Consider the following 10,377-nt stretch of genomic DNA (forward strand, 5'->3'; position numbering starts at 1 on the left):
GGGCTTTTCTTATGAGAAAATAAAAAACGGTATATTTTTCACCTTAAAATCAACTAAATATATATGATTACTTAAAAATATATTGGAGGATGTACAAATGACAGCAGAGATAATTAACTCGGAAAATAAAAATATAAGAGAAATTAAAGCAAGTTGTAAAAGAACAGGTGCAATGAAGAATAGTAATACAATTCGAAAGTTTTCCTTTCCTATTGACGAACCAGTTAAATTAGGAGGAAGCGATGAAGCGCCCACTCCAATGGAATATATTTTAGGTTCTTTTAATGGTTGTGTCTTAATCGTTGTCGAGACAATTGCTAATGAAATAGGTTTTAATTTTAAAAGTTTACATTCGGAATCGGTTGGAACGATCGATCGGCGCGGAATGCGAGGTATTGACAATATTAGTCCTCATTTTCAAAGTGTCACAAACACGATTTGGTTTAATACAATTGAAAGTGTACATCGAATTCAAGAATTAAAAGAACTCGTTAAAAAAAGATGTCCCGCCTACAATTTATTCCATGATGCACAGATTAACATTACATTAAACTGGATTTATCAAGAAACGGAGGGAGAGTAGTAATGACTTCATATGGTTGGTGGTTAATTCTTTTTGCGGTTGTTTATACGTTTGGATTGATAGCATCCGGACAGTCCTCCAGAAAAAGAGCAAATAAAACTGGCTATTTTGTTGGAGGCCGTACATTTAATAAATGGATTGTAGCTTTTTGCATTACCGGTTTATTCTCCGGATCTACTTTTATTTCCATTCTTGAACTATCCTACTTAACGGGAGTCTCAGCCATCTGGTATGGAGTAGCAGAAACATTACAAGTATTGATCATTGCTTTTATCATCATTGGCCCCCTTCGTGAAAAATTAGTTGTCACTGTTTCAGGTTTGATTGGAGAACGTTATGGGCGAGCAGCACTTGGGATTGGTGGCGCAATTACGGCTTTTGCTTTTCCAATGTGGTCTGTTGCTACAGCGATCGCTTTTGCCTCTGCTGTCCATGTGTTTACTGGAATTTCGTTAACATTATCAGTCGCCTTTACTGCTTTTTTATTGTATCTTTATTTGAAAGCTGGAGGCATGTGGTCAATCGCCTTAACGCAAACAATGAACTTTTTCGTTTTTATGATTATGTTCATCATTGGCATACTAGCATTTTTTATCAACCCTGGTATTGATGGTCTGCGCTCATTCGCAGCCTCAAACCCGGAAATGTTTCAACTAGATGGTGCTGGGATTCAAGTAATTGTCGCATGGTTTGGGACATTTTTAGTCAATGTAATCTTAGCTCAAGCAGCGTTTCAAATGGCCTTATCTTGCCGAACACCTGAAGAGGGACAAAAAGGTTTAAAGTTGGCTGCCGTCTTTGGTATTCCCTTTATCTTTCTTGGTATTTTATTCGGAATCTCAGCAGCAATCGTTGTTCCAGATACTACACTTGGGTTAGTCGCATTACCACAATATTTAATGGAAGTTCTTCCTGCTCCACTTGTCGGATTATTTTTCCTCGGTATTTGGGCTTGTGCATTAAGCTGGGGAGCACCTTGCCAATTTTCTGGAGCGACCAGTTTGGGTAAAGATGTTGGCGGAGCACTTTATCCGAAAGCAACATCAGAGCAGCTTATTACGTATACGCAACGTTCCCTATTGGTACTCACAGGATTAATGATTATATTTGGTATGTTAAGAACGGAACAGGCTGCGTGGTGGAATATTTTAGCTTGGACAATGAGAAACTCTGCTACCTTTGCTCCTGTCGTTGCCGTCTTATTTTGGAGAGTAGCGACGAAGGAAGCAGTGATTGGTTCAATGATTTTTGGATTTCTGTCTGGAATAACTTGGTATCATCTTGGTGGCTGGGCTCCAAATGAATTCTATTTAAATATTCATCCGGTATGGATTGGGATGTCAGCGAATATTAGTGTTTTGGCTCTTATTACATTGATACAAAAAGCGAATACGTTAGAATATAATTTCTTTTCAGCTAAATCAAAAAAAGGACATTACGCATTAATTGCTGGTACATTGGTTTTAATAGGTCTGTTAATGAATTTTCAAGTCATCTATGAATATGGATTACTTGGAATCTTTCTTTTCTTAATCCTTATGTCCCTTTTTATAGCAACCATTATCTATTTTCCAACAACAAATGTCAGTTCATCTATAAAACAGAGCATCGCTAAAGCAAAGTAATGAAATAGTATAAGAAAGGAAGCTAAATCATTTTGAGATAGCTTCTTTTTTAGGATCCAGAGGAAAAATGAATTTGTTAGATTTTCCTTATTACAAGGTAAATGTCTAATCAACTCCCTAAATTTGGGTGCGACAACTGACACCATGTTAGAATAAATGAAAATATTAACGAATATGAAGTGAGGATCTCCCTTCTCTCTTATCAAGCAGTTATTGTTTAACTATAACTTAACTTTCGCAGATCGGTTGCCACTATGCATGGAAAACGACTCAGCATCCGCTGCTGCCACTATGCTTTTTGGAAAACAACTCCTTAGAAATTTCAATTTTCCCTGTATCAGTCTAGTAACCGCCGAAAAGTAAATTTAACTATATATCTGTAAAGAAATGATGTCGCAGTTTATATCTTGCCTTCCATTATCGAGGCTATCAAGTAATGATTTGAGATATCAATCCTAGAAATCTGTTAGCACTCACTTTATTGGTGCGAAAGGTAAGACTATAAGAACATTGGTCATTTTGATTTGTGGTTATACTATCCGACAATGTCTGTATTGCTAGAACAGATAGTAAAAAAACATTTAAATCAAAAGATACATAAGATATTATATTTACTCGAATAAGGGTGGTAATAAATTGGAACAAACATATGTTGATTGTTTGGCTTATTTTGGTGTTGGGGGCGCACATCCCGGAGGTCTACAGCTTACAAAAAAGATCTTATCTAAAGAAGCAATAGATAAAACAAAATTTATCCTTGATGCTGGGTGTGGTACTGGCCAAACCGCTGCATATATCGCAAAACACTACGGTTGTCAGGTAACTTCTTTGGATTACAATGAATTGATGGTGGAGAAGGCTATGCAACGATTTCAGAGGCTCAATTTACCAATCAAAGTTATCCAGGGGAGAACTGAACATCTACCGTTTGAAAATGCTTCATTTGATATCGTTCTATCTGAATCGGTAATCGCATTTACAAATATTTTTCTAACAATTGCAGAATTCAAAAGAGTTTTACACCAAAATGGATTGTTAATCGCCGTTGAAATGGTACAAGAGAAATCACTTTCTAAAGATGAACTGGAAGAAATAACCCGCTTCTACGGCGTTCCTAGATTACTCCGCGAACATGAATGGCATAATGTGTTCCGACACGCTGGTTTTAAACAAATTCATGTCGAATTATGTGACCTTCAATTTGATGAAAACGATGTGAATAATGTCCCCGATTTTTCAATTTCCGAAAAGATGAATGATACGCTTTTTGAAATATTGAAAGAGCATCAACGTCTTACAAAGAAATATAAAGAAAAACTAGGATATCGGATTTTTAGATGCTTTGTTTGAAAGATGTAATAAGTTACTAGCGAGAGAGTTACTACGGGGAATGACGATACGAAAAGCAACGAATCGGGAAACAAAGGAAATTTCGTTTCCGAAATTGAAGGAAGATAGTTGCGACCAAATACAATTAAAGGTTTTTTTCGGGAAATCTTCAGGCATCTTTGTGGGAAACAGGTCTTCAGAAAGAGTTAAAAATAATGGAATTGGGTTTGAACAATTGTATCCGGTATCCCAGTTTCGTTGGAATACCGGCTTTTTTATACCGTGATTTCATTCCTTTTTATCCTTATCAATTACAATTAAATTTCTTCCGCGCTTACTTTTTGGCATCGTTACTTTAAGTATGCCATCAACAAGGGAAGCTGTTGTGTCCTGTTCGGAAACAGCAACAGGCAACGATACGACTCGTTTCACTCGTTGAAATGACTTTTCCCTGTTGTGATACTTCGTTTGATCATTTTTCATTTCACGAACTACCGAATTTTCTGCCTCTATTTGTAATTGATTACCAATGATCTCTAGCTGAATCTGGTCACGACTATACCCAGGCATTTCCGCTTCCACGATGACTTCCGAATTGGTTTCATACAGGTCAATTCGAAAAGGCCTTAATTGTGTTAATGATTGATTGAATAAGGAATCCATCATTTTCATTAAGTCTTGAAAAGGCGACATATCAAATCGCTTATGAAAATCATCTTTTTTAGAATCCAACTTCTTCATCCTTTCATTTGATTATAATAATAAAATATGCTCGAAGAAAAAAGAGTGATGGGCAATGGCGTACATAAGATGTTTCAATCTTTGCTATATACTTTAAGCAGAAATTGTTACGCTGCAAAAGAATTCAATTTTAAAATGGATAAGCGGCAGTGTGTAAATATGCTTTCATCTTTCGTCAAAAGTAAAATTATGCATCCTCCAACACTTTAGTACATTTACACTTACGATGATTCGCAGCTATACATATAATGCACAATAGGTTATCCGAATTGGGAGGTGAAAAAATGTCGATAGATTATTACCACGGTATATGCCAACGTTATCATGGAAGAGGTGTTGAAATATATACCCATGACGGGGAAGTATATAGAGGCATCATTGAAGATGTTACTGACTCTGAAGTATTTTTGCTACCTCTTGAAAATGAAGGAGAATTTGGCGGCTTTGGCTACGGTTATAGAGGTTATGGACCTTATGGAAGTGGATATGGACCTTACACACGTGGTTATAGAATCGCACTAGGTGCAATTGCCGGAATTTCCTTACTCTCTCTTTTCTTCTGGTAATCTATATTAACAATAATATTATATTTATGGTTCACTCCCAAAAAGGTCATTCATTTATTTTTTATACTATATATGGTATTGAAACAGTGAGATAGTTACTATATATTGTGTTTTTTGAATTCCCCTTTTTAGAAAACTTCCTTTTTGGGGACTAACCATATTTATAAATTAAAAGTAAGTGGCTCAAATTACTCTAAATAATTTAAACCGCACGGGAATTTAAAATAAGCGTGCGGTTTTATACATGCAGTAATTTAATGAAGAAACTGAATCAATAAGGTTAATTGTAACCGATATGCAAAATGTGTATTAAGATAAAGTGTCAAGATCTTATAACACATAGTATCGTTTTTATTTTAATAGAATTGTCAAAGTTTCATATTATAAAGTGTGTCAAGGGGGTTGGAGTTTTGGCAACGAATATGACCACTTCCTTCCCAAACTTAAAGTTTCATCATTTTTAAAAAATACTTTCAACAATTTTTTTAGATGGTTGATCTATTAAATCTATACAAGTGCTTCCGTGCTTTTCTATAAACTTTTTCACCAAATAATAGCCAACACAATAGCCAGCCATGTTCGGATATGGTTCAACTCCATAAAGTATTTGGTGGTGTTTTCGGTTATTTATTGGAATGTTTTTATTCGGCTGTACAATATTTTTCCACATGCCTTCTAGTCTTTCCTTCGAATAATAGGATACCCATTTCGAGACAAATTTTCCTCCACTTCTTTCTCTAACTGCATTTTCAGCTAATCCTTCTAGAATGATTGAATCCAATAATACGTAGTCTTTTACATCTTTCTCATATTTCGATAAGCGGCAAACATGATTATATTCGTGTGTTAGCAACGCTTTTAGTTCATTTTCTTCGTTATGTTCTGAAATAAATAAGAAAATTTTATCACGAAAAGATATTCCCGATTTCCCATTAAAGTTTTGCTTCAAATTTTGGTCATTAGATTCAGAAGGCATAATGAAAATGGGAACATTCAGCCCTTTCCATATTTTTTGGAGTACTTGTTCTTCATATTGGATGAATTTCCATATATTTTTATTCTGTAATCTTTTCACTAGAGTTATTCCATTTTTTGAAGGTTGGCGATACATTCCGTGTAAAGTTAAGTAATTATAGAGTTCAGCCGCTGAGACTTCTTTAAAGTATTCGGTCAACATTGCACATATTTTAATAGGGTTATCGTATAAATCGAGCAACCACAAATCTGTTCGGATAACACTCATTTCGTAATACCCCTTATATTTCTTTCGTCTCTCATTATATGCTCAAAACAAATAAACGTACATTATATAATGTAGGATTAGCTACTTACTGTAATCACATTCAATTCTCACCTAATCGGTTTAAATATTCTAATTTTTTCTCCAACAAAGTCATACCTTCTTCTGGTGTTGATGTTGCTGGCGTATTTTTAACAGTAGATCATTGGTAAAATCAATACCTGATACTACATTTCCCGGATGAAACGCAACTTGTTCTATTTTTGCAAAAACATTATCAACATTTTTATTTAACGTTAATCTGCCTATAAGTTGAACCGGCACTATTTCTTCTGGCCAAAGTTTTGTTGGATCCAGAATGTCAAAATCAAACATAAATTCACTTTCTTCATCAATCATTTGTACACCTAATCCATAGACTGGATATGCTCCCCGTCTTATACTTTCCCATAAATCTCTGTGGTGGTTATCAGGGTCCCTCCACCGATAATTTGAACCTCATTCCATACTAATGAATGTACACCAAGTTGTGGCTTCCAATGAAATCTTACAAAGGTGCTTCTCCTTCTTTATTGACGAATCGAAATGTATGGACACCGAACTTATCAAACATATCTGAATCTGAGCAGGAATCATTTTATATTGATAATTTCGTACATTATGCGTATAATAGAAACAAATGTTCCGATTAGGTGGTTTTTATGCAAGACAATTTAAAAATTGCTTTACACTATCTCTTCATCGACCTAGCGATTAAAACTTTAGAATTAGATCTGAAACATATTCGTAGCGGATCATTTAAAATTAAAAGTCCATATCTAGAAAAAATCCAAACAATGATTTATGTAGCTATTGGTGAACGAAGAAAACTAAAAAAAATTATGTATGACCAAAAAATTCAAATAATCTTCCTGTATAAACAAGGAAATTTTTCAACGTATAAATTTATTTCCAAACGAAATGAGCAGGACATTACATTAATGAATCAATTGATTAAGAAAAAGGTGGAAAAAGTTATGAAATGGCTAATGCAATATCAAAAAGAAGATAAAAATCCCCCATTTTTTTCGAGTCAATCATTCTAGACGCAAATAAAACTTTACTGGATAAGGAGATTTTAAAAATGAAAGTTGGAATTACACAAAAGATGAAAAAATAAAGTACCTTTGTCATGCAGATAAGAATTTAAAACAATTAATTTATTCCGTTGGAGCAATTGAAAATTTCAGTTTAGATAAGGATTAATTATTATAAATCACTTGTACGAAAATCATCGGTCAACAAGTTTCCCTGAAAGTTGCGGCATTATTCGAAGAGCGCGAAGGATTAATCTGGGACAGTTTTCATCCGGAAACTTTTCATTCTGTTGAAGAAACAGCTTTAAGAGAAGCAGGATTATCGTTCCGTAAAATTTCTTAATAAGAGGATGTTCAAAAAGTCCGGTAAAAATGACACTGCGATAGAGGATCTTCCGTTAAAACCGCCCACGTCCTGTGGGCAACACGGAAGTCATCACATCCTGTGAAAGTCCGCTGCTGGAACTGCGTCACCTCGAACTTCCGACGCACAGGACGTGCTAGTGTCGGCGTTGCTGACAGGACGTCAGCGCTTTTAGCCGATTTGATCCTTTTTATCCTCCTTTTTATACGAGAATGGACATCTGCTCTAATTTTGGCGCAAAAAGCCCCCCTCCAAAAAAGTAATAGTCTCTCGGAAATTAATTTCCGTATCGGCTCTAGTCTTTTGACTAGGGCTTTTGTATTGCTTCACCCCCAAATCGCAAAACTCCTAAGCATATTACTTGACTTTTTAAAATCGCCCCAACAATCCATTTGAAGGCATTATTTTTTGCGAAATGGGGAGATTTTGATGATTACACAAACACCTTCACATGATGATTACTTAGCGTTTATTACCAGTCAAATCGACCTGCTGTACCCAAATAAACAGTTTATTAGAGAACACTTTTTTGATTTAATTATTTGGGTAAGCCAAGTTGACCTGACGGAAACAACACACTTGCTGAAACATCGGTATTCTGCTAATCCTAGAGGAAGAAAACCACGTAACCCGAGTGACATGCTTCGGAGTTTGCTTTTGATGCATAAGCTTCAATACACAAGTGTGGATAAATGGGTAGAAGCGTTAAAAACCATTCCACTCTACGCCATTTTAAGCGGCTTTGAGCCAGATTCAACTCCTGGGGTTGGTACCTTTTATGATTTTTTTGACCGGCTTTGGCTTGCACCTTCTCCTCACTTGATGAACAAGAAGAAGAAAAAAATCAAAAAGCCAAAAAAGAAAGGAAAAAAAAATCAAAAAATGGCGCCTAAAAATCCCGGAATTGTAGAAAAGCTGGTTCGCCGTGCACTGAAACAAAGAAAAAATCATTATTCACCAAAAGCCCATGATACACTGCAACAGCTATTCAAATCCATGTTTGTTGAGCATTCTGCCTCACAAGGGATTTTGGGAAATCCGCAGTCATTAAGCATCTTAGCGGATGGTACACCAGTAGAAACTGGTGGTCGACCATACGGAAAATTCCTTTGTAATTGCCGCAAACAAGGAAACTGGAAATGCGATTGTTTGCGGAAGTTTTCCGATCCAGATGCAAATTGGGGTTGGGACAGCTCCCGGGAAAAATATTATTATGGACGAAACCTTTTCATGGTGAGTGCTACTGAAAGCCCATATGATTTACCCATTTATCCAAGGATGTATCGGGCAAGCAAACATGATTCTGTCCTACTTGTGAGTACCTATCATGAACTCCTACATTGGTACCCTGAATGGAAAATTGGGGAAAGCATCTTAGACTCAGCCTTCGATGCTTATCCCATCTATGAAATGTTGGAACACTACGACGTTTCTGCCATTATTGACCTTAACCCAAGGGGTTCCAAACAGTTTATCTATAATGAAATGGATATTAACTTAGACGGTGTTCCCGTGTGCCCCATTGGTCGTGAAATGGTTAACTGGGGCGTGGATAAAAAACGTTACCGTCGCAAATGGCGTTGCCCTGCAGCCGTTGGAAAATGGGAATGCCAAAACCCGTGTTCAGATTCAAGCTATGGGAGAACATTTTATACATCAACTAAGGACAATCCCAGACTTTTTCCACGTATAAAACGTGATAATAAGGAATGGTACAAGCGCTATTCCCTTCGCACTGGCGCTGAACGTTGTATCAAACGTCAAAAAATTGATTATGACCTGGAGGGCTCCAATGGTCGAAGTTCCCGTCATTGGAACATTCGTACATACATCATTGCTATGTGCCAACATGCAGATGCATGGGTTAAGGAAGCCACCAAAACTCAGTTTAAGGAGTTGCATGTAAAAGCAAAAATGATATTAGCCATCTAAAAATAGGAGCCAATAATTTTTTAAAATCTGCATGTTGCAGGTTTCTTTGGCATAGACTCTTTTAGTGTTAAATGGTAAAAAATACAAAATAATGAATTTCATCCTCCAAAAGCCCCAAAATCACTTAGTTAATTTCCGAGTCTCTATAAGTAATTTTACTTTTTTTTAGAAATTACTCTTATTAAAAAAATGCTTTTTACTGTCCCTTTCGTATTTGTTAGGACTTGTTTCCGTTCTCGAGACTACTTGTGTCTATCGTAAGTAAAATTAACATATCATACCTGTTTTCACTAATGAGTAATTCCATAATACACTAAATCTTCATATCGATTTTCTTTTCGTACATGATCAGTTAGTACCCCTTCTTGTTTCATACCTATTTTCTGCAAAACTCTTCCTGAAGCTGGATTAGAATTAAAGTATCTGGCATATACTTTATGGTATCCTTTTTCTTCAAATGCAAATTGTAATAAAGCTTGCGCCGCTTCTGTAGCATACCCATTTCCCCAATACTCTTCCCCAATCCAATAAGCCATTTCACCATTTTTATGTTCTTGGTTATTGGAAAGGGCTATGGCTCCATATAATTCTCCGCTTTCCTTGTCTGTTATAGCAAATTCATACAAACTATTCGTATTAAAATTGTCAAGATGATGTTTGATCCAAGCCAAAGCATCGTCTAGAGAATAAGGATATGGTAAATATAAAGTATTTTTATAAATATTATAATTATTACAAAGGTTAGTAACGGCTTCTGCATCAGACTTCTGAAAAATTCTTAACAATAATCTCCTTAATGTAATTGTTTTCTTTTTATTATCATATTGCATGAGAACTCCTCCCAAACTTTCTTCATAACAGTTGAAACGACCCTTAATCAAACAGAAGAATACTTAGCATCATATAAATATCATCCATTAA

Annotated in this window: 9 protein-coding genes and 1 pseudogene; 6 read left to right on the plus strand and 4 right to left on the minus strand. The window is 35.7% G+C overall.

Annotation, left to right across the window (positions count from 1 at the left end; translation table 11 throughout):
• Window positions 1–97 precede the first annotated feature (97 nt).
• From SPD89_RS18035 to SPD89_RS18045, 3 genes are all read left to right on the plus strand, one after another.
• On the plus strand, window positions 98–583 hold the full coding sequence (locus SPD89_RS18035; RefSeq protein WP_336263340.1) for an OsmC family protein: 486 nt from the start codon (window positions 98–100) through the stop codon (window positions 581–583).
• A 2-nt stretch (window positions 584–585) separates the two neighbouring features.
• Complete coding sequence (locus tag SPD89_RS18040; RefSeq protein ID WP_336263341.1) at window positions 586–2,208, plus strand: sodium:solute symporter family protein; 1,623 nt, start codon at window positions 586–588, stop codon at window positions 2,206–2,208.
• Between the two features lie 636 nt (window positions 2,209–2,844).
• On the plus strand, window positions 2,845–3,558 hold the full coding sequence (locus tag SPD89_RS18045) for a class I SAM-dependent methyltransferase (protein WP_336263342.1): 714 nt from the start codon (window positions 2,845–2,847) through the stop codon (window positions 3,556–3,558).
• A gap of 267 nt (window positions 3,559–3,825) precedes the next feature.
• Here the strand turns inward: SPD89_RS18045 and SPD89_RS18050 are convergent, their stop codons facing one another.
• Window positions 3,826–4,269: an Hsp20/alpha crystallin family protein gene (locus SPD89_RS18050; RefSeq protein WP_336263343.1), complete on the minus strand. Its 444-nt coding sequence runs from the start codon at window positions 4,267–4,269 to the stop codon at window positions 3,826–3,828.
• A 293-nt stretch (window positions 4,270–4,562) separates the two neighbouring features.
• On the opposite strand from SPD89_RS18050, the gene SPD89_RS18055 reads away from it, so the two are divergent.
• Complete coding sequence (locus SPD89_RS18055) at window positions 4,563–4,844, plus strand: hypothetical protein (protein WP_336263344.1); 282 nt, start codon at window positions 4,563–4,565, stop codon at window positions 4,842–4,844.
• A 460-nt stretch (window positions 4,845–5,304) separates the two neighbouring features.
• On the opposite strand, the gene SPD89_RS18060 is transcribed toward SPD89_RS18055, so the two are convergent.
• The gene (locus SPD89_RS18060; protein ID WP_336263345.1) at window positions 5,305–6,087 is read right to left on the minus strand and encodes a DUF2268 domain-containing protein; all 783 of its coding nucleotides are present in this window, start codon (window positions 6,085–6,087) and stop codon (window positions 5,305–5,307) included.
• 180 nt (window positions 6,088–6,267) lie between these two features.
• Window positions 6,268–6,697: pseudogene (locus SPD89_RS18065) on the minus strand (catalase); the annotation flags it as partial.
• Between the two features lie 88 nt (window positions 6,698–6,785).
• Here SPD89_RS18065 and SPD89_RS18070 point away from each other — a divergent pair.
• Both SPD89_RS18070 and SPD89_RS18075 read left to right on the plus strand, forming a co-directional pair.
• Complete coding sequence (locus SPD89_RS18070) at window positions 6,786–7,169, plus strand: hypothetical protein (protein WP_336263346.1); 384 nt, start codon at window positions 6,786–6,788, stop codon at window positions 7,167–7,169.
• Between the two features lie 784 nt (window positions 7,170–7,953).
• A complete protein-coding gene (locus SPD89_RS18075) occupies window positions 7,954–9,456 on the plus strand; it encodes a transposase (RefSeq protein ID WP_336263347.1) in 1,503 nt (500 codons plus the stop codon).
• A gap of 290 nt (window positions 9,457–9,746) precedes the next feature.
• Here the strand turns inward: SPD89_RS18075 and SPD89_RS18080 are convergent, their stop codons facing one another.
• Window positions 9,747–10,286, minus strand: a complete 540-nt coding sequence (locus SPD89_RS18080) for a GNAT family N-acetyltransferase (protein WP_336263348.1) — start codon at window positions 10,284–10,286, stop codon at window positions 9,747–9,749.
• Window positions 10,287–10,377: the final 91 nt, after the last annotated feature.

The sequence above is a fragment of the Pseudogracilibacillus sp. SO30301A genome, assembly GCF_037072025.1.
In the GTDB taxonomy this organism is placed as follows: Bacteria; Bacillota; Bacilli; order Bacillales; family Amphibacillaceae; genus Pseudogracilibacillus.